Genomic DNA, 16,445 nt, shown 5'->3' with positions numbered 1-16,445 from the left:
GCAGGTTAGGAAGGGGCCCCGGTTAACGCATTCGGTATTGGAAGGGCCCCTTCCTAACCCTCAGGCTCGGCGGGCCGGCGCCTTGCGGGCGGTGGTCTTGCGCGCGGTGGTGGTCTTGCGGGCCGGCGCCTTCTTGGCCGCGGTGGTCTTCTTCGCGGCGGTGGTCGTCTTGCGCGCGGTGGTGGTCTTGCGCGCGGGCGCCTTCTTGGCCGCCGTCTTGCGGGCGGCGGGCCGCGTCGACGCGGTCGTCTTCTTCGCCGGCGCCTTCTTCGCGGCCGTGGTCTTCCGGGCGGTGGTCTTCTTCGCCGCCGAGGTGACCTTCCGGGCGCCGGTGGCCTTCTTCGCCGGCGCCTTCTTGGCCGCGGTGGTCTTCTTCGCCGCCGTCGTCTTCTTCGCCGCCGTGGTCTTCTTGGCCGCGGCGGTCGTCCGGGCGGTCGTGGTCTTCCGCGCGGCGGTGGTCTTCCTGGCCGCCGTCGTCTTCTTGGCCGCCGTGGTCTTCTTGGCCGCCGTCGTCTTCTTCGCGGTGGTGGCCTTCTTCGCCGCCGTCTTCTTCGCGGTGGCCTTCTTGGCGGGCGCGCTCTTGGCGGTGCTCCTGGACGCCGGTGCCTTACGCGCCGCCGACACGACCTTCTTGGCGGCTGCCTTCTTCGCGGCCGCCTTCCGGGCCGGCGTCCGTCCGGCGCCGGCGCCCGAGGCGTTCGGCGACGCCTTGGTGACCGTCGTCGTCCTGCCCGCGCTGGTCTTCTTCGCGGTCGTCCGTTTCGCGGCCGGGCGGGTGGCCTGCTGTGCTACGGCCATCTCGGTTCCCTTTCCTGGGGACGTGCTGCCGCCCTCGCGGAGCACGGATCACCTCGACGCGGTCCTCCCGCGCCGTCTATCGGCCCTCCCCGGCCCAACGGGCGTCCTCGGCATCCCACGCTTCGTTACGCTCCTGCACCTTCTGCAGGGCGTTCTCCGCGTCGGCGGCTGAGGCGTACGGTCCGAGAACGTGCTTCGCGGGACACACGTCGGCATCGGTCTCGACCCGGTGGTGTCGCGTGCACCAGTAGTAGTGCCCACCACTTCCGTCGTCGCTCATGCGATCACTGTGCACCGGGAATCGCCCGGCCGCCACCGGAACGCCACAAATAGTCGCCGCCTTCTCCACATTAGACCTGATCGGGGCGGCTTCGGCGGGGAATGGGAGAAGAACCGCCGTCGGCCGAACGGCCGGTACCGGGGACGGCCGGCACCGGTCAGGATCACCGCTCGTGATCACCACGACGACGGGCACGGGGACCTGCCCGCGATGCGGCGCGACGCCGGTGTCGCTGGACGGGGCGTTGCCCTGGTGCGCCGGATGCGACTGGAACCTCGACGCCTACGACGCCGACCGCCGACCGCCCGAGTTCGGCTGGTCGTGGGTCGACCGGCGGACCCACCGCCTGGCCGCGCGACTCACCCGCCAGCAGTACGCCGACCTCGTCGGCCGGCCGCTGGAGTCGCCGGGGCGCTCGCTCGCCGGGGCGTTGACCGTCGGCGTCTCCGTGCTGCTCCTGCTGGGCGTGGCGGGACTTGCCGTGGCCGGGGTGTGGCTGCTGTTCGCGTACCCGTTCCCGAACGCCGCGGTGCTGCTCGGGGTGGCGCTGATCGCGCTGGCGGTGGCGCTGCGGCCCCGGTTCGGCCGGCTGGACGCGGACCTGGAGGTGCTCACCCCGGCCGAGGCGCCGGAGTTGCACGCCCTGATCGGGGAGGTGGCGGCCGCCGTCGGCGCGCCGGCGCCGCACGTGGTCGGCGTCGACGGGCACATCAACGCGTACGCGACGTCGGTGGGCCCGCGCCGGCGGCGGGTGCTCGCCCTCGGGCTGCCGTTGTGGGGCGCGCTGGACGGGCCGGCGCGGGTCGCGTTGCTCGGGCACGAGCTGGGTCACTTCGTCAACGGCGACCTGCGGCGCGGCCCGGTGACCCAACCGGCGCTGACCATGCTCGGCAACGCCGCCGACCTGTTCCGGCCGCGCGGCGACACCCGGGCCGACGGGTTGCTGGTGATGGTCGGCGAGTGGCTGGGCCGGCTGGTGTCCTGGACGCTGTCGCGCCTGCTGTTCGCCGGTCACGTGGTGCTGGTCGCGACCGCGTTGCGGGAGAGCCAGCGGGCCGAGTACCTGGCCGACGAGCTGGCCGCCCGGGCCGGCGGCACGGCCGGCGCAACCCGCCTGCTCGACGTCCTGCTGCGGGCCGAGTCGGTGGCGACCGTGGTCCGCAACGCGGTGCGCGGCGGGCACGGGCCGGCTGCCTGGCGGGCGGGGACGACCCGCTCGCTAGCCGGCGCGGCCGACCGGCTGCCGCTGGAGCGCCAGCTCACCATCCGGGAGGACACGTCGCTGTTCGCCTCGCACCCGCCGGCCGGGCTGCGGCACCGGATGCTGGTGGCGCGCGTCCCGAGGGAGCCGGCGGTGGAGCTGACCGAGGAGCGTGCCGCGCGGATCGACGCGGAGCTGGCCCGGCACTACGAGCGGGCCGGTCGGGCGTTGAGCTGGTCGGCCTGAGCGTGCCCTAGGCGGACACCGGCGCGGGCTGCCCCGCCGACGCGGTGGCCCGCGCCGGACGGGCCACCGCGATGGCGTACGCCACCGCGTAGGGCGTGGCGGCCAGGTAGAACATCGGCTCGACGAGCACCTGGTCGGTGATCAGGAACCGTTCCCACTCGGTCGGGCGGGGCAGCCCGAACGACCAGTCGGTCCAGCAGGTGAAGAGCCACAGCGGCGCGGAGATCCGGTCCACCGAGTCCGGCGGCAGCTCGGTGAAGGTCGCGGTCGCCGGGATCGTGGAGACCACCGTGAGCACCACCGCCGCGTCGGCCGCGACCAGCGCGCCCAGCAGCCCGACCAGCCAGGCCGTCCGGGTCCGCTCGCGGCGCGCCAGCGCCCCGGCGGCCCAGAGCGCCGGCACCAGCAGCGCCAGCCAGAGCAGCAGGCCGGGCGCCATCTCCGCCACACCGCTCTCCGCTCGACTGGCGAACCAGCCGAGCACCACGGCGAGCGTCGCGGCGATCGGCAACGCCACACCGAGCGCGGTGGGCAACGCCCCGACGCGTACGGTCCGGCGGGCGGCCCGGGTGACGACGAGCGCGAGCAGCACCCCGAGCCCGGCCGCGACCATGGACCAGATGGGCAGTTGCGCCGCCGTGGCCCACAGCACGCCGTAGGACAGCCACCCGTAGGCCAGGTTCATCACCACCGCGGCGACCACGATGACCGCGATGCAGGCCGGCGGCGCGAGCAGCAACACCCCGGCGGTACGCCACAGCCGCCCGGACACCGCGCTCCGGTCGACGAGTGGCGTGGCGGCACGGCTGGTCGCCAGGCTGGCGGCGAAGCGGAGCATCGTCCACCGCCGCCCGGTCCGGGCCAGCTCGTGCAGTTCGGCGGCCCACTCCCGGGCCAGCTCGGCCCGCAGCTCCGCCGGCCAGCGGCGCACCGCGGCGCGCACCAGGAGGTCGACGAGCCGGGTCACCATGCGGGTGCTCCCGCCGGGCCGGCGCCGCCCTCGCGCGGCCGTTCCGCGGGCGCGAGGGCGCGCAGCTCGGCCAGGGCCAGGCGGGCGGCGCGGATCCCCTCGCCGGTGAGGCGGTAGTAGCGGCGGGCCGGCCGGCCGGCGGCGACCGGGTCGATCTCCTCCCAGTCGGCGGCGAGCCAGCCCGCCGCCTGGAGGCGGTGCAGCACCGGGTAGAGCGTCCCACTGGGCAGGCCGGTGAGGCGCATGAGGTCGAGGCCGTAACGCGGCGCGTCGGGCTCGGCGAGCAGTGCCGAGAGCACCTTCACCACGGGGATGGTCAGTCGCACCGCCGCACTATATCGCTTCTCTACATAGGGGTCACGCGCTTAGCAGGCGACTCCACGATCGACCATCGGCTGCGGAGTCCCATTTACGGGACCGGTGGACGGCGGGGAGGGACCGCACAGGTGGATCACCGGCCGCTCGGGTGCGGGCCGGACATCGATGTGCAAGCCTCGACGGAGCATATTCGCGGGAGGCGCCGGCTGTCAGCCCGCACGACACCCCGAGCGGCGACCGGCCCCCCGGCCGACTCCTGGGGAGAAACATCGTGGGCAACCTCGACGTCGCGTTGAAGAGCGCGATGAGCATCGACGGCGCGATCGGCGCCGCGCTCGTCGACTACACCAGTGGCATGACGCTCGGTGTGGCCGGCGGCACCGGCGAGATCGACCTGACCGTCGCCGCCGCCGGCAACACCGACGTGGTCCGGGCCAAGCTGCGCACCATCGAGATGCTGAAGCTCGACGACGAGATCGAGGACATCCTCATCACGCTCGGCAGCCAGTACCACCTGATCCGGCCGCTGAGCAACCGCACCGGCAAGGGCCTGTTCCTCTACCTGATGGTGAGCAAGAGCCGGGCCAACCTGGCGATGGCCCGGCACCAACTGCGCGCGATCGAGGAGAGCCTGGAGCTGTGAGCCGGGTGGACAATCTCCCCCGCCGTACGCCGGGCGGGGCCGGCACGCTGCCCCCACCGCGCGCCCTGCCGCCCTCGCTGGCCGGCAATCCGGCACTGCCGTACCCGGCGATCGGGCAGGAGCTGTCCGCGCTGCGGCTGCAGATCCCCGGCGTGCACGGCTGCGTGCTCGGCGGCGTCGACGGCCTGCTCATCACGCACAACCTGCAGAACGACGCCAGCCCGGACGACCTCGCGGCGCTGGCGGCGACCATGTTCGGGCTGGGCCGGCAGGTCGGGTTCCGGCTGGGCCAGGGTGACTTCCAGCAGTCCACGGTCCGCAACGAGAACGGCTACCTCAGCGTCTACGCGGTCAGCCCACAGGCGCTGCTCGCCGTGGTCGGCACCGACAGCATCAACGTGGCCCGGCTGCACCTGCACGCCCCGACCACCGCGGCCCGCCTCGCCGACCTGCTCGACGGCGTCACCCCGACCACGCCCTGAACCGAGCCGGTCGCGGCGGCCCGTCGCACAGGACGCCGCGACCGGTCGCGGTTCAGGACCCGACCTGGCTCAGCGGGCCGGCCAGGGCGGGGAAGTTGCGGGTGCTCATCGCCTGGACGCCCGCGGTGTGCTCGCCGTTGAACGGGGTGGTGGCCCCCGGGCAGCCGGCCGCCACCGCCTCCTGCGGCGAGTTGAACCAGAAGCCCAGGTGGTATGTGTGGACCGGCGCGAACGCCGGGTTCACCGTCGCGTCGAGGCCGGGGTGGGTGTTCGGCGCCGGCTGGCTGCCGGGCGCGACGGCGAAGGTCTCGATGGTGAAGCGGCCGACGACCGTCGCCCGGGCGAGGCCGTGCTGGTTGGACCGCATGTCGCTCTGGTACCACGACACTCCGAACGGCGCGTCCGGCAGTTGCAGCACGAACAGGTCGAAGTTGGTACGCGGTGGCAGGCCGACGGCGCGGATGGTCAGGATCTCGTTGGGCCCCTGTGGATGGACCCGCACGACGGCACGGGCGTTCGACAGGCAACCGGCCGCCTCGGCGCCCTGCGAGCGGACCATCGTGAACGAGAAGCTGTGCCCGTCCGCGCTGGCGGGATTCCTCACCGCGCCCGACGCGACGAGCGTGCTCACCGCGGCCACGGCGAGGAACGCGCCGACCGTCCTGATCCGGAATCTCATGATGCCCTCCATTCGCCGGGTCGATCAGCCCGGCCAGGGACACGTTATGACCGCCGATAGCCATCGGCGTCCATAAAGACCGAGATCCGTCAATATGACTGATTCTCGACATCCGCCTCCCGCAGGCCGACACAGTCGTGCCGCCAGAACGTGTCCGAGTAGACGAACGTCCCGGCCATCCACGGCTCGTACGCCGACAGCGTCACCACCTGGAACGCGGCGTCGGGGATGCGCAGGGACGGCTTGCGGAAACCCTGCCCCGCCGCGGGAACGAAGCCGAGCCGGGAGTAGTACCGGGGATCACCTTCGAGGAAGACCAGCGGCACACCGCGTACGTCGAGTTCCTGGAGGGCGCGCCGGACGAGCGCCGCGCCGATGCCGCGGCGCTGCCGGGCCGGGGCGACGGCGAGCGGGCTCAGCGACCCGACGTCGACGAGCCGCCGGGGCGCGTCCACCCGACATCGGCTGACCATGACGTGCCCGACCACCTGACCCGACTCCTCGGCCACCAGCGACAGGGCGGCGGGGTCGTCGCGGCGCAGATCGTCGACCAGGCGCGCCACGACGTCGCCGTGCTCGTCACCGAACGCCTCGCGGTGCAGCGCGCCGACGCTGTTCCGGTCGTGGGCCTGTTCCTCCCGGAGAATCATGGGCGGACGGTAGGAGGCACGCCGCCAGGCCGACAAACGAATTACGCGCTCGCGCCCTTGGCTCGCCGGGTCACAAGCCGGTGGAACCGCTCACTGGACCGGGACGAGGGTGGCGGCCAACACCCGCCAGTTGCCGTCCTCGCGCACCCACAGCCGGGTGTAGCGCAGCCGTGCGGACACCACCGCACCACCCTGAACGGCATCCACCGCCGCGACCGTGCGGGTCACCCCGGTCTCACCGTCGTCCTGGACGTCCAGCGACTCCTCCACGAGCTTGGTGATTCGCAGCGCGCCCGAGCGGTGGCTCTCCAGGTCGTCGTCCTTCGTGAAGACCGTGCCATCCGGTCCGGCGGCCACGAGTCGGGGGTGCAGAAGCGCGTCGAGGGCCGCGACGTCGGCGGCGCGCTGAGCGGCCTGGAGCTGCCGTTCCGCAGTGTGGAGATCCATCCACCGATCCTCTCCAGCACCCCGTGACAGGACAAGCGGGTTAGCTCGCGGCAGAACGTGAGCCCGGCGGGAAAGCTCTGAGCTGGTGGGCGACGGACGAGTCGACCTGTACGCCGGATTTTGTGCCCGGCACGCCCGAAGGCGCGCCGGCGGCGGCCATCCATCTCGGCCTGCCGTCGCCGGCAGGCTCCAGCGGCCTACCCGCAGACATCGGGCGGGCAGCCCTCGAGCGTCTGCGCGGGTCGTCATCTTGCGGTGACGGCCCTTTCTTGGCCTTGCTCCGGGTGGGGTTTACCGAGCCACCCCGGTCACCCGGGGTGCTGGTGGGCTCTTACCCCACCGTTTCACCCTTACCGTCCCGTGTCGGGCCGGCGGTCTGTTTTCTGTGGCACTGTCCCGCGGGTCACCCCGGGTTGCCGTTAGCAACCACCCTGCCCTGTGGAGTCCGGACGTTCCTCGGCGGCGGGCCGGAGCCCGCCGACGCGACCGCCCGGTCGACTCGTCCGTCGCGCCCCCATCCTAACGACGCGCCCGCCGCCGCCATTTCCGCCCCGACGCCTCATCCCACCTCGGGGAGGATCACCTGCTCCAGCAGCGCGAGCGGGGTCCGCCACTGCTCGGGGTGGTCGTAGTTGCCGGCGGTGACGGCCACGGTGAGGTCCAGGTCGGGCAGGACGTAGAGGCGCTGGCCGCCGTTGCCCATCCCGGCCGCGAGGTCGTGGCCGGCGACGGATTCGAGGTACCAGTGGTAGCCGTACCGCGCGCCCCACTCGGTCCGCAGGCGCGGTTCGAGCATCGTGCGGAGCCAGTCGGCGGGGACGAGCTGCCCGCCGTCCCATGCCCCGCCGCGCCGCACCAGCTCACCGATCCGGAGCAGATCACGGGGTACGAGTCGCAGTCCGGACGCGGCCGACGCCACGCCGTCGTCGCCGGCCATCCACTCGTGCGGGGTGATGCCCAGCGGGTCGAGGAGGGTGGCCCGCGCGTAGTCCGGCAGCGACCGGCCGGTGCCGACGGCGATCAGGTGGCCGAGCAGGGCGGTGGCGCCGCCGCAGTAGGACCAGCGGGCGCCGGGCTCCTCGACGACCGGCCGCTCCAGGATGTAGCGGTAGCGGTCCGGGGCCAGCTCCATCGCGATCTCGGCGTTGGCCGGGCTGTCGTACGGCAGGTCCTCGCGCCACTCCAACCCCAGCGACATGGTCAGCGCGTGTTCGACGGTGAGCCGGGCGCGCCGCGGGTCGGCCGCCAGGTCGGGGTGGTGCGGGAAGTGTGGTAGCAGCGGTTCCGCCGGGGCGGGGACCAGCCCGTCGCCGAGGGCGATGCCGTACAGCAGCGCGGTCACGCTCTTGGTGACTGAGCGGATGTCGTGGAGTGTCTCGGGACCGAATTCCACGACACCGAGCGGGGTGCCCCAGGCGTGGTCCTCGCCGGCGCCGTAGTGCTCCAGCAGGAGCTGGCCGTCGCGGGCCACCACGACGCCGTGCAGGCCGTCGAGCCGGCCGGCCCGCAGCGCCTCGTCCAGCCGATCACGCATCTGCGCCCTCCCCCGCGTACGCCAGCCTGTTATACCGAATCCGCGGCCCCGGCGGGCGGCGGCGTTCCGGCCGGGGGTACTAGCCTCGGGGATCGTGGATCTCTCCGACGTCGCGTTGCTGGTGGTCGCCGGCCTGGCCGCGGGCACGGTGAACGCGGTCGCCGGCGGCGGCTCGCTGATCACGTTCCCGGCGCTGATCGCGACCGGGCTGCCGCCGGTGGCAGCGAACGTGTCGAACTCGGTGGCGGTCTTTCCCGGGTACGCGGCGAGCGTGGCGGGCAGCCGGGCGGACCTGCCGCGCGGTCGGGCCCTGTGGTCGCTGCTGCCCACCGCGGCGGTGGGCACGGTGCTCGGGTGTGTGCTGCTGCTGGCCACGCCGGCCCGCGCGTTCGAGCTGGTCGTGCCGTTCCTGGTGCTGGGCGCGACGGCCGTGCTCGCGTTCCAGGACCCGCTGCGCCGGCTGGTCGGCCATCCGGCGCGGATGAGCCCGCGCCGCCGTACCGTCACCGTGCAGGCCATGGTCGGGCTCGGCACGGTGTACGGCGGCTATTTCGGCGCGGCGCTCGGGGTGATGCTGGTGGCCGGGCTGGCCCTGGTGCTGGACGCGACGCTGGCCCGGGTCACGGCGGTGAAGAACCTGCTGTCGGCCGTGGTGGGGCTGACCACACTTGTGGTGTTCGCGCTGTTCGGGCCGGTGCAGTGGGTGGCCGTCGCGGTGGTCGCGCCGGCCACCCTCGTCGGGGGGTACGCGGGCGCCAGGCTGGCCCGCCGGCTCCCGGCGGTGGTGTTGAAGACGGTCATCGTGTTGTTCGGTACGACGATCGGCCTCTACCTGCTGTGGCGCGCGCTGACCTGACCGGTCAGTACGCCTCCCCCACCGGCTCCTCCGGGGCGTGCTCGACGGTGCGGGCGGCCCGGTTCCAGACCACCCGCTCGCCGTAGCCGGCGGCCATCAGGTGACCGAAGGCGAGGTAGACCAGCACGCCGACGGCGAGCACCCCGAAGCCGACCCAGAACGGCAGCGCCAGGCCGTGTTCGGCGAGCTTGCCGGAGATGATCGGCGCGGGCGCGGCGGCACCCCAGCGGACCAGGTTGAACGCGCCGGTGGCGACGCGCCGGTCGGCGGAGCCGAGGCCGAGCGCGAGGTCGGTCAGGTTGGCGTTGGCCAGGCCCATGAACAGGCCGGCGACGACCAGCACGACGAGCGACATGGCGGTGCCGGTGGAGGTGGCGAACAGGACCATGCAGACGAGCAGGCCGACGACGGCCACGCCGACGGTCTGCACGGCGCCGATCCGGTGGGCGAGGCGGTGCCCGATCAGCAGGATGCCGGCGGCCAGGCCGAGGCCCCAGCCGGTGAACGCCAGGCCCAGCGGGATGACGTCGAGGCGCAGGAACAGCGGCGTGTAGCCGAGCACCACGAAGAAGACGAAGTTGTAGGCGGCGGTGACCACGCAGAGCGTGATGAACGCGGGCTTGCGGTAGGTGGCGAAGATCTGGCCGACGCGTACCGGTGCCTGCCTGGTCGTGGGTTCGCGGAGCTTGCGGGCGGCGACGCCGAGCGCGAGCACCATGAAGATGCCGCAGACGAAGAACGGCAGCCGCCAGCTCACCTCGCCGAGCAGGCCGCCGATCAGCGGGCCGACGGCGAAGCCGAGGCCGAGCGCGGTCTCGAAGAGGCCGACCACCCACTCCCGGTCGTTGGCCAGGTTGACCAGCACCACCATGGCGGTGGCGAAGAACATCGCGTTGCCCAGGCCCCAGACGCCGCGCAGCACGGAGAGCTGGACGATGTCGTTGCTGAACGAGGCGAGAATGGCGGCCAGGCCGACCACCGAGACGCCGGTGACGAGCACCGGTTTGAAGCCGAACCGCCCGCTGGCCAGGGTGGCCGGGATCATGCCGACGGCCATCACCGCGATGTACGCGGTGAAGAGCAGTTCGACCTGCCAGGCGGTGACGCCGATGGCCTCGCCGATGGCGGGCAGGATGGGGTCCACCACCGCGATGCCGGCGATGGCGAGGAACGCCACGAGCGTGGTGGCGTAGATGGCACTGCGGTTGGGCTCGGATCGCCGATCCGCTCCGCAACCTCCCGAGATAGCTGTATCGTACAGGTAGTTTCCTTGTATCATACAGCTATGAGCGACGACGACCAGGCGAAGGAAGTCACACTCGGCCGCATCGAGACCGAGGTCGCCCTGCTGATGCGGCTGGGCGAGGCCACCCGACGCGGCACCGGCACCATGGAGCACCGGCTGCTCGACCGCGCCGCGTACGTGATCCTGCGGCACCTCGACGTGGCCGGCCCGCAGAACGTCTCGGCGCTCGCCGCCCGGCTCAACCTGGACGGCTCCACGGTCACCCGGCAAGTCTCCGCGCTCCAGCGCGACGGGCTGATCGCGCGCACCCCCGACCCGGCCGACGGGCGCGGCACGGTGATCTCCGCGACGCCGGCCGGGCTCCAGCGGATGGCGGCCGTGCGGGCCGCCCGCACCCGGCTCTACGGCGAGATGCTGTCCGCCTGGTCCGACGACGACCGCGACACGCTCGCCGAGCTGCTGCACCGCCTCAACGAGGCGCTCGACGCACGCAACCGTCGCCGCTGACGCCCTTGTTAAAAGGGGCCCCCGCCTATGCAGAATGCGTTAAGCGGGGGCCCCTCCTTCTACGCCACCGGTTCGGGCGCGGACGGCGCGCGGTCGGCGGGGGCGGCGGCCCGCGGCGTCCCCTCGTCGGCGAAGTAGTCGTCAGGCGTGGTGCCGTCCGGCCCGTCGGCCACCTTCGCCGCCCGCAGCACCAGCGTGACCAGCGCGGCCACCACCAGGTTCACCAGCACCGCCACGATCCCCACGTAGATCGTCTTCTTGGTGTCGAAGCCGAACTCGGAGAGCGGGAACGCCGAACCGGCGAAGTGCTTCTTCCCGGTCGCCGGGTTGCCGATCTGGTAGAGCATCCACATGCCCAGGCCCATGCCGGCCACCCAGCCGGCGATCAGCGCGTCCCGGTGGAACCAGCGGGTGTAGAGGCCCAGCGCGACCGCCGGCAGCGTCTGCAGGATGATCACGCCGCCGATGAGCTGGAGGTCGATGGAGAACTGCGGGTCGAGGAAGACGATGCAGGCCACCGCGCCGACCTTCACCACCAGCGAGGTGATCTTCGAGACGTTCGCCTCCTGCGCCGGGGTGGCGTCCCGCTTCAGGTACTCCTTGTAGATGTTGCGGGTGAACAGGTTCGCCGCCGCGATCGACATGATCGCCGCCGGCACCAGCGCCCCGATGCCGATCGCCGCGTACGCCACGCCCGCGAACCAGTCCGGGAACTGCTGGTCGAACAGCAACGGCACCACCGTGTTGCCGTCGACGCTGCCAGCCTTGGCACCGGGCAGCGGCTTCACGTTCGCCGCGATCGCCATGTAGCCGAGCAGCGCGATCAACCCGAGCAGCAGGCTGTACGCCGGCAGCGCGGACATGTTCCGCTTGATCACGTCACGGTTCCGGCTGGCCAGCACGCCGGTGATGCTGTGCGGGTAGAGGAACAGCGCCAGCGCCGAGCCGAACGCCAGCGTCACGTACTGGAGCTGGTTGTTGGCGTTGAGCAGGATGCCGTCGCCGGGTGCCGGGCTCGCCTGGAACTTCGCGTCGGCGGCGTCGAAGATGCTGCCCCAGCCACCGAGCTTGTAGGGCAAGTAGATCACCGCCACCAGGATCACGATGTAGATCAGCGAGTCCTTGACGAACGCGATCAGCGCCGGCGCGCGCAGCCCCGACTGGTAGGTGTAGGCCGCCAGGATCGCGAACGCGATGATGATCGGCAGGTGCCGGGCCAGCGCGCTGTCCCCGGTCACGCCCATCGTCTTCAGCACCGCCTCGATGCCGACGAGCTGCAACGCGATGTACGGCATGGTGGCGACGATGCCGGTGATCGCCACCAGCAGCGCCAGGACCGGCGAGCCGAACCGGTTGCGGACGAAGTCGGCCGGGGTGACGAAGCCGTGCCGGTGCGACACAGACCAGAGCCGGCACAGCACCAGGAACACCAGCGGGTAGATGACGATCGTGTAGGGCACGGCGAAGAAGCCCGCCGCGCCGGCCCCGAAGATCAGCGCCGGCACCGCGACGAACGTGTACGCGGTGTAGAGGTCACCGCCGACCAGGAACCAGGTGATCCAGCCGCCGAAGCTGCGCCCGCCCAGCCCCCACTCGTCGAGGTGGGCCATGTCCTGCGGCCGGCGCCACCGGGCCGCCACGAAGCCCATGGCGCTGACCAGGAGGAACAGCACGGAGAAGACGATGATCTCGGTGAGGTGGTCGCGCCACATCAGTGCTCACCCCGCTTCTTCGTCATCTGGTAGACGAGCGTGGTGGTGCCGACCCCCAGCAGGATCCAGGCCAGTTGCAGCCAGTAGAAGCGCGGGAACCCGAACAGCCGGGGTGAGTCGGCGTTGAAGAACGCCGGGATCAGCGGCACCACGATCGGGATGAGGAGCAGCCAGTTCCAGGGACTCTTGTCCTTCGCCCGGGATCGCGCCGAGTCCGGCGCCTCCGGTTCCGGTGCGTCCATGTGACACCCTCCGGGAAGTCGTAGCGGCCATGTGACGGCCGGAGGCTACGACCCGGTGAGCGCGGTCACGTTCGACAGGCGGACGTCGATGCGCCGAACGGCCGCCCGGCTGCGCCGAACGGCCGGCTGTCAGCCGGTCGTCACAGGTCGGAGAGGTGGGCGGTGTCGTTGACCGAGCGGACCGCGACGCCGCCGTCCGGGTACAGGTCGAGCACCGAGACGCCCGCGGTGTCCAGGTAGAGCCGGTGCAGGAACGCGTCGCCGGCGGCGAGCGCGTCGCGCAGCACCAGCTTGATCGGCGAGACGTGCGAGACGACCACCACGGTCTCCCCCGGGTACGCCGACCGCAGCCGGTCCACCGCCCGGCCGGTGCGCGCCGCGACCGCCGTGAACGACTCCCCCTGCGGCGGGGCGACCGAGGTGGAGGCGAGCCAGGCGTCCAACTCGCCCGCCCAGCCGTCGCGCACCTCGGCGAACGTGCGCCCCTCCCAGATGCCGAAGTCGCACTCGATCAGGTCGTCGTCGGGGCGTACCGGCGGGTTGCCGACCCGGGCGGCGATGGCCTCGGCGGTCGCCGTACACCTGGACAGCGGCGAGCTGACCACGGCCGCGACGGACGGCGCCAGCGCGGCCACCCGGGCGGCGGTGGCCCGGGCCTGGGCCCGGCCCCGCGCGGTCAGCGGCACGTCGCCGCGACCCGAGTAGCGCTTCTGCACGGTGCGCTCGGTCTCCCCGTGCCGCACCAGGATCAGCCGGGTGCCCTCCTCGGTCGGGCGGGGCTCCCAGGAGGCGGGGGTGGTGGCCGGGTCGGTGCCGGTGGCCTTCGCGGTGGCGGCGCGGGCGGCCTCGCGGGCCGCGGCCCGGGCCGGCGAGTCGGGGCCGGCGACCTCGCGCGGCGGTTCCGCGACCCGCGCCGCCGTCGGCGGCCGGCCGGCGGCGGCGTCCATCGCGGCGTTGGCGAGGGCGTCGGCGTGCTTGTTGCGCTCCCGGGGGATCCAGGTGAACCGGACGGCGGTGAACCGGCCGACCAGCCCGGCGGCCTGCGCGGCGAGCGGGCGCAGCCCCGGGTGCTTGATCTGCCAACGGCCGCACATCTGCTCGACCACCAGCTTGGAGTCCATCCGCGCCTCGACCTCGGCCGCGCCGAGTTCGGCGGCGGCCTCCAGCCCGGCGATCAGGCCCCGGTACTCCGCCACGTTGTTGGTCGCCGTGCCGATACCCGCCGAGCGCTCGGCCAGCACCTCACCGGTCTCCGGGTCCCGGACCACCGCGCCGTAACCGGCGGGGCCCGGGTTGCCCCGGGAGCCGCCGTCGGCCTCGATCACGACCGCGCGCACCGCCACGGCGGCTACAGCCCCGACTCGTTGGTCCGGACCATGATCCGGCGGCACTCCTCGCAGCGGACCACGTCGTCCGGGTCCGACTTGCGGATCCGGGCCAGGTCGGCGCCGGACAGCTCCAGCCGGCAGCCGCCGCAGCGACCGCCGGTGAGCAGCGCCGCGCCCAGGCCGGTGTCCTCCCGGATCTTGTCGTACAGGGTGACCAGGTCAGCCGGCAGGTCGTCGGCGAGCGGCCGGCGGGAGGTGCGCTTGAACTCCTCCTCCTTGGTGATCTCGGCGAGCGCGTCGTCGCGGCGCTGCTCGGCCGCGCCCCGGCGCTCCCGGGCCTCGGCGATCCGGCCCTCGATGCCGTCCAGCACGCCCTGCGCGGTCTCCCGCTGCTCCATCAGCTCCAGCTCGGCGTCCTCCAGGTCGCTCTGCCGGCGGTTGAGCGAGACCAGCTCGTGCTGGAGCGCCTCCAGCTCCCGCGCCGGGCCGCTGCCCGAGGCCAGCCGGGCCTCGTCCTTGCTCTTGCGCGCCCGCACCTGGTCGACGTCCTTCTCCAGCCGGGCGATGTCCCGGTCCAGGTCGTCCACGGCCACCTGGGCGCGGACCCGCTCGTCCTCCAGCGCCGACAGCTCGCGCGCGAGCGCCTCCAGCTCGGCCCGTTCCGGCAGGCTCCGGCGGCGGTGCGCGAGCTGGGCCAGCGTGGTGTCGATCGCCTGCAGGTCGAGCAGGCGACGCTGCACCTTCGGGTCAGCCTTCACGGTCGGGGCTCCTTGTCGTCCGGTCGGGGCGCGGCGGCGTGCACGGTCCAGGGGTCGGTGTCCAGGTCGGACACCACGGTCTCGACGCCCAGCTCGGCGGCCAGGTGGGCGGCCAGGTCGTCCAGCCACGGTCGTTCGGTCGCCCAGTGGGCGGCGTCCAGCAGGGCCGGGCCGCCGGCGGCGAGGTGCTCCCCGGCCGGGTGGTGGCGCAGGTCCGCGGTGAGGAACGCGTCCACCCCGGCCGCGGTCGCCTCGGCGAGGAACCCGTCCCCCGAGCCGCCGCTGACGGCGAGGGTACGAACCATACGCCCGGGATCCCCGGCGGCGCGAACGCCCCAGGCGGTGACGGGGAGCACGCCGGCGGCCAGCCGGGTCAGCTCGGCCAGCGTCATCGGGGTGGGCAGCTCGCCGACCCGGCCGATGCCCCGGCCCGGCCCGTCCGCCGGTGAGCCGGGGCGCGGCGGGTGCAGCGGGCGCAACCCGGTCAGGCCGAACCGGGCGGCCAGCGCGTCGGAGACGCCCGGGGCGGCCACGTCGGCGTTGGTGTGCGCCACGTACAGCGCCACGTCGGCCTTGATCAGCCGGTGCACGATCCGGCCCTTGTACGTGGTGGCGGCCACCGAGGAGACGCCGCGCAGCAGCAGCGGGTGGTGCGCGACGATCATGTCGGCGCCGGCGGCGAGCGCCTCCTCAACCGTCTCCGGGACCACGTCGACCACGCAGGCGACCCGGCGCACCGGATGGTCGGGCTCGCCCAGCACCAGGCCGACCCGGTCCCACTCCTCGGCCCAGGCGGGCGGGTAACGGCGGTCCAGGGCGGCCACCACGTCGGCCACCGAGGGCGGCGATCCGGTTGTGCTCACGGCCGGCCAGCTTACCGGCGTCCGGCGGTCGGCACGTCCACGGCGGGCCGGCGGGGCCCCCGGACGCCGCCGGGAGCCCTCGCGCTCACCCCGCCCGGGTGACCGGCACGACCGGACGTGCCGCGCCGCGCAGGGCGGCCAGGCCGGCGTCCCAGGGGAAGGCGTCCAGGTGCCGCTCGCCGGTGCCGGGCGCGTGCAGGCGGACCACGTGGTCGCCGAAGACGACCCGGACACCCCACTCGGCGAGCCGGGCCAGGCTGGACCGGAACGCCGGGTGCCCGGCCATCGCCACGTTGGTGTACGGGACGGCGGCGATCGGCACCCCGAGCCCCTGCGCCTCGACCAGCAGGCCGAGCGCGAGCGTGTCGGTGATGCCGACCGCCCACTTGTTGACCGTGTTGACCGTGGCCGGGCAGACCAGCATGGCGTCCGCCGCGGGCAGCACGTCCGGGTCCCCCGGGTTCTTGTAGTGCGTCCGGACCGGGTGGCCGGTCTGCCGGGCCAACGCCGTCCGGTCGACGAACTTCGCGCCGTCCGGCGTGGTGACCACGCAGACCGCCCAGCCGTCGGACTGGGCGAGGTCGACCAGCCGGCCGACGTGACGGGCCAGCGGTGAACCGCAGGCGATGACGTAGAGCACCCCGCGGTGCCCGGTGCTGGTGTGCGGACCGCTCATCCGGTCGGG

At 73.2% G+C, this 16,445-nt stretch carries 20 protein-coding genes and 1 other RNA gene; 5 read left to right on the top strand and 16 right to left on the bottom strand.

Features of this window, described 5'->3' with window-relative positions; genetic code table 11:
* Positions 1 to 60: 60 nt before the first annotated feature.
* Positions 61 to 798 carry a histone gene (locus H1D33_RS02130; RefSeq protein ID WP_246411740.1) on the bottom strand — a complete coding sequence of 246 codons (738 nt, stop codon included), beginning with the start codon at positions 796 to 798 and terminating at the stop codon, positions 61 to 63.
* A gap of 76 nt (positions 799 to 874) precedes the next feature.
* Positions 875 to 1,078 (bottom strand): hypothetical protein, encoded by a 204-nt coding sequence (locus H1D33_RS02125; RefSeq protein WP_181569665.1) that lies wholly within the window; start codon positions 1,076 to 1,078, stop codon positions 875 to 877.
* Positions 1,079 to 1,250: 172 nt separating this feature from the next.
* Between H1D33_RS02125 and H1D33_RS02120 the strand changes: the two genes are divergently transcribed.
* Positions 1,251 to 2,525: a M48 family metalloprotease gene (locus tag H1D33_RS02120; RefSeq protein ID WP_246411741.1), complete on the top strand. Its 1,275-nt coding sequence runs from the start codon at positions 1,251 to 1,253 to the stop codon at positions 2,523 to 2,525.
* A gap of 7 nt (positions 2,526 to 2,532) precedes the next feature.
* On the opposite strand, the gene H1D33_RS02115 is transcribed toward H1D33_RS02120, so the two are convergent.
* Positions 2,533 to 3,495, bottom strand: coding sequence for a hypothetical protein (locus H1D33_RS02115; RefSeq protein WP_181569667.1), 963 nt, complete (start codon positions 3,493 to 3,495; stop codon positions 2,533 to 2,535).
* The gene (locus tag H1D33_RS02110) at positions 3,489 to 3,821 is read right to left on the bottom strand and encodes a PadR family transcriptional regulator (protein ID WP_181569668.1); all 333 of its coding nucleotides are present in this window, start codon (positions 3,819 to 3,821) and stop codon (positions 3,489 to 3,491) included. Before H1D33_RS02110 ends, H1D33_RS02115 begins: the two co-directional genes overlap by 7 nt.
* A 263-nt stretch (positions 3,822 to 4,084) precedes the next feature.
* Here H1D33_RS02110 and H1D33_RS02105 point away from each other — a divergent pair, with 263 nt between their 5' ends.
* The gene (locus H1D33_RS02105; RefSeq protein ID WP_091059111.1) at positions 4,085 to 4,456 is read left to right on the top strand and encodes a hypothetical protein; all 372 of its coding nucleotides are present in this window, start codon (positions 4,085 to 4,087) and stop codon (positions 4,454 to 4,456) included.
* A 5-nt stretch (positions 4,457 to 4,461) separates the two neighbouring features.
* Positions 4,462 to 4,938, top strand: a complete 477-nt coding sequence (locus H1D33_RS02100; RefSeq protein WP_307755337.1) for a roadblock/LC7 domain-containing protein — start codon at positions 4,462 to 4,464, stop codon at positions 4,936 to 4,938.
* 52 nt (positions 4,939 to 4,990) lie between these two features.
* Here the strand turns inward: H1D33_RS02100 and H1D33_RS02095 are convergent, their stop codons facing one another.
* The 5 genes from H1D33_RS02095 to H1D33_RS02075 form a co-directional block, all read right to left on the bottom strand.
* Positions 4,991 to 5,617 (bottom strand): hypothetical protein, encoded by a 627-nt coding sequence (locus tag H1D33_RS02095; protein ID WP_220138722.1) that lies wholly within the window; start codon positions 5,615 to 5,617, stop codon positions 4,991 to 4,993.
* 89 nt (positions 5,618 to 5,706) lie between these two features.
* The gene (locus tag H1D33_RS02090) at positions 5,707 to 6,267 is read right to left on the bottom strand and encodes a GNAT family N-acetyltransferase (RefSeq protein WP_181569670.1); all 561 of its coding nucleotides are present in this window, start codon (positions 6,265 to 6,267) and stop codon (positions 5,707 to 5,709) included.
* Between the two features lie 90 nt (positions 6,268 to 6,357).
* On the bottom strand, positions 6,358 to 6,714 hold the full coding sequence (locus H1D33_RS02085; RefSeq protein ID WP_181569671.1) for a nuclear transport factor 2 family protein: 357 nt from the start codon (positions 6,712 to 6,714) through the stop codon (positions 6,358 to 6,360).
* Positions 6,715 to 6,807: 93 nt separating this feature from the next.
* An RNA gene (gene rnpB / locus H1D33_RS02080) (RNase P RNA component class A) lies at positions 6,808 to 7,216 on the bottom strand.
* Between the two features lie 57 nt (positions 7,217 to 7,273).
* Complete coding sequence (locus H1D33_RS02075; protein WP_181569672.1) at positions 7,274 to 8,248, bottom strand: serine hydrolase domain-containing protein; 975 nt, start codon at positions 8,246 to 8,248, stop codon at positions 7,274 to 7,276.
* Positions 8,249 to 8,342: 94 nt separating this feature from the next.
* Between H1D33_RS02075 and H1D33_RS02070 the strand changes: the two genes are divergently transcribed.
* The gene (locus tag H1D33_RS02070; RefSeq protein WP_181569673.1) at positions 8,343 to 9,104 is read left to right on the top strand and encodes a sulfite exporter TauE/SafE family protein; all 762 of its coding nucleotides are present in this window, start codon (positions 8,343 to 8,345) and stop codon (positions 9,102 to 9,104) included.
* A gap of 4 nt (positions 9,105 to 9,108) precedes the next feature.
* Here H1D33_RS02070 and H1D33_RS02065 read toward each other — a convergent pair whose 3' ends face one another.
* Positions 9,109 to 10,281: an MFS transporter gene (locus tag H1D33_RS02065; RefSeq protein ID WP_246411742.1), complete on the bottom strand. Its 1,173-nt coding sequence runs from the start codon at positions 10,279 to 10,281 to the stop codon at positions 9,109 to 9,111.
* A 108-nt stretch (positions 10,282 to 10,389) separates the two neighbouring features.
* Between H1D33_RS02065 and H1D33_RS02060 the strand changes: the two genes are divergently transcribed.
* Positions 10,390 to 10,857, top strand: a complete 468-nt coding sequence (locus tag H1D33_RS02060) for a MarR family winged helix-turn-helix transcriptional regulator (protein WP_181569675.1) — start codon at positions 10,390 to 10,392, stop codon at positions 10,855 to 10,857.
* A gap of 59 nt (positions 10,858 to 10,916) precedes the next feature.
* Here the strand turns inward: H1D33_RS02060 and mctP are convergent, their stop codons facing one another.
* The 6 genes from mctP to H1D33_RS02030 form a co-directional block, all read right to left on the bottom strand.
* On the bottom strand, positions 10,917 to 12,569 hold the full coding sequence (gene mctP / locus H1D33_RS02055; RefSeq protein WP_181569676.1) for a monocarboxylate uptake permease MctP: 1,653 nt from the start codon (positions 12,567 to 12,569) through the stop codon (positions 10,917 to 10,919).
* Positions 12,569 to 12,811: a DUF3311 domain-containing protein gene (locus H1D33_RS02050; protein WP_181569677.1), complete on the bottom strand. Its 243-nt coding sequence runs from the start codon at positions 12,809 to 12,811 to the stop codon at positions 12,569 to 12,571. The genes mctP and H1D33_RS02050 overlap by 1 nt, the downstream gene beginning before the upstream one ends.
* 140 nt (positions 12,812 to 12,951) lie before the next feature.
* Positions 12,952 to 14,154: a bifunctional RNase H/acid phosphatase gene (locus H1D33_RS02045; RefSeq protein WP_181569678.1), complete on the bottom strand. Its 1,203-nt coding sequence runs from the start codon at positions 14,152 to 14,154 to the stop codon at positions 12,952 to 12,954.
* A 5-nt stretch (positions 14,155 to 14,159) separates the two neighbouring features.
* Positions 14,160 to 14,897, bottom strand: coding sequence for a zinc ribbon domain-containing protein (locus H1D33_RS02040; protein ID WP_181569679.1), 738 nt, complete (start codon positions 14,895 to 14,897; stop codon positions 14,160 to 14,162).
* The gene (locus H1D33_RS02035; protein WP_181572946.1) at positions 14,894 to 15,724 is read right to left on the bottom strand and encodes a Nif3-like dinuclear metal center hexameric protein; all 831 of its coding nucleotides are present in this window, start codon (positions 15,722 to 15,724) and stop codon (positions 14,894 to 14,896) included. Before H1D33_RS02035 ends, H1D33_RS02040 begins: the two co-directional genes overlap by 4 nt.
* A gap of 121 nt (positions 15,725 to 15,845) precedes the next feature.
* Positions 15,846 to 16,436, bottom strand: a complete 591-nt coding sequence (locus tag H1D33_RS02030) for a flavoprotein (RefSeq protein ID WP_181569680.1) — start codon at positions 16,434 to 16,436, stop codon at positions 15,846 to 15,848.
* Positions 16,437 to 16,445: the final 9 nt, after the last annotated feature.

Source organism: Micromonospora ferruginea (assembly GCF_013694245.2).
In the GTDB taxonomy this organism is placed as follows: Bacteria; Actinomycetota; Actinomycetes; order Mycobacteriales; family Micromonosporaceae; genus Micromonospora; species Micromonospora robiginosa.
Note: the sequence above shows the minus strand (reverse complement) of the source record. Positions and strands in the feature narration are given on the sequence as shown.

What these genes read in the sequence shown, in the direction of transcription:
- H1D33_RS02130 (WP_246411740.1), bottom strand. Translation starts at nt 798, where the DNA reads ATGGCCGTAGCACAGCAGGCCACCCGCCCGGCCGCGAAACGGACGACC.
- H1D33_RS02125 (WP_181569665.1), bottom strand. Translation starts at nt 1,078, where the DNA reads ATGAGCGACGACGGAAGTGGTGGGCACTACTACTGGTGCACGCGACAC.
- H1D33_RS02115 (WP_181569667.1), bottom strand. Translation starts at nt 3,495, where the DNA reads ATGGTGACCCGGCTCGTCGACCTCCTGGTGCGCGCCGCGGTGCGCCGC.
- H1D33_RS02095 (WP_220138722.1), bottom strand. Translation starts at nt 5,617, where the DNA reads ATGAGATTCCGGATCAGGACGGTCGGCGCGTTCCTCGCCGTGGCCGCG.
- H1D33_RS02090 (WP_181569670.1), bottom strand. Translation starts at nt 6,267, where the DNA reads ATGATTCTCCGGGAGGAACAGGCCCACGACCGGAACAGCGTCGGCGCG.
- H1D33_RS02085 (WP_181569671.1), bottom strand. Translation starts at nt 6,714, where the DNA reads ATGGATCTCCACACTGCGGAACGGCAGCTCCAGGCCGCTCAGCGCGCC.
- H1D33_RS02075 (WP_181569672.1), bottom strand. Translation starts at nt 8,248, where the DNA reads ATGCGTGATCGGCTGGACGAGGCGCTGCGGGCCGGCCGGCTCGACGGC.
- H1D33_RS02060 (WP_181569675.1), top strand. Translation starts at nt 10,390, where the DNA reads ATGAGCGACGACGACCAGGCGAAGGAAGTCACACTCGGCCGCATCGAG.
- mctP (WP_181569676.1), bottom strand. Translation starts at nt 12,569, where the DNA reads ATGTGGCGCGACCACCTCACCGAGATCATCGTCTTCTCCGTGCTGTTC.
- H1D33_RS02050 (WP_181569677.1), bottom strand. Translation starts at nt 12,811, where the DNA reads ATGGACGCACCGGAACCGGAGGCGCCGGACTCGGCGCGATCCCGGGCG.
- H1D33_RS02030 (WP_181569680.1), bottom strand. Translation starts at nt 16,436, where the DNA reads ATGAGCGGTCCGCACACCAGCACCGGGCACCGCGGGGTGCTCTACGTC.